The organism is Paraburkholderia sp. JHI2823, from assembly GCF_038900695.1.
In the GTDB taxonomy this organism is placed as follows: Bacteria; Pseudomonadota; Gammaproteobacteria; order Burkholderiales; family Burkholderiaceae; genus Paraburkholderia; species Paraburkholderia mimosarum.
Genome location: NZ_JAYMRY010000167.1, coordinates 1 through 756, shown reverse-complemented (window position 1 = coordinate 756; position 756 = coordinate 1). Strand labels below are relative to the sequence as shown.

2 protein-coding genes are annotated in these 756 nt (G+C 59.3%); one reads left to right on the top strand and one right to left on the bottom strand.

Annotated features, from left to right (window positions below; translation table 11 throughout):
* Window positions 1-514, top strand: a 514-nt coding sequence (locus VSR34_RS38130; protein ID WP_342965201.1) for a DDE-type integrase/transposase/recombinase, incomplete at its 5' end; no start/stop codon positions are given.
* Here the strand turns inward: VSR34_RS38130 and VSR34_RS38125 are convergent.
* On the bottom strand, window positions 511-756 hold a 246-nt coding region (locus VSR34_RS38125), incomplete at its 5' end, for a hypothetical protein (RefSeq protein WP_342965200.1). The two genes, VSR34_RS38130 and VSR34_RS38125, sit on opposite strands and share 4 nt — an antisense overlap.

The window sequence follows — 756 nt, the reverse complement described above, 5'->3', positions numbered from 1 at the left end:
GCGCAAGCGGGGCAGCACATGGCATCTGGATGAGATGTTCGTGACGCTGCGCGGGGAACCGTATCTGCTGTGGCGCGCGGTCGATGAGCATGGCACTGAACTCGACGTTCTGGTGCACGACAAGGCCGCGGCCAAGCGCTTCTTCCGGCGGGTGCTGCGATCCAACCCGGTGCCGCGCAGGATCGTCACTGACCAGCTACGCAGCTATCCGGCAGCGAAGTCCGAGATTGCAGAGCTCGCTCACGTGAAGCACGTTTTCGTCAAGGCGGCTGCCCGCGTGAATAACCGCGCCGAGAACAGCCACCAGCCGACCCGCAGACGCGAACGCCAGATGCTCGGCTTTCGCGATGCGCGTCACGCTCAGGCGTTTCCCTCACGGTTCGGCCCGATCCGGCAGCACTTTGCTTTGCCCAGACATCGAATGAAAGCGGCAACTCATCGTGCCGCACTCCAGGAACGCCTCGCCACATGGTACGGTTGGACTGGAACTGCCTCAATCGGTAACGCCATTTAATGAGGATAACTACCGTTACTGGTACGCGTACAGTCTACGTTCGTCAACTTGACAAAACCCAATTCAGCCATGATCGCCGCACGCGAGGCCCCTTCGTCGAGCAGCAGGATTGCGTATTTCGGCGAAGCCGAACACGGATTTCGGTTGAAGTCGAACAGTGTTTCCGGAGGAACATGAACAGCCGTTTCGGTTGAAGTCGAACGGTTTCGGAGAATTCCGGAATTGGTGTTCGGTGCTCCGAA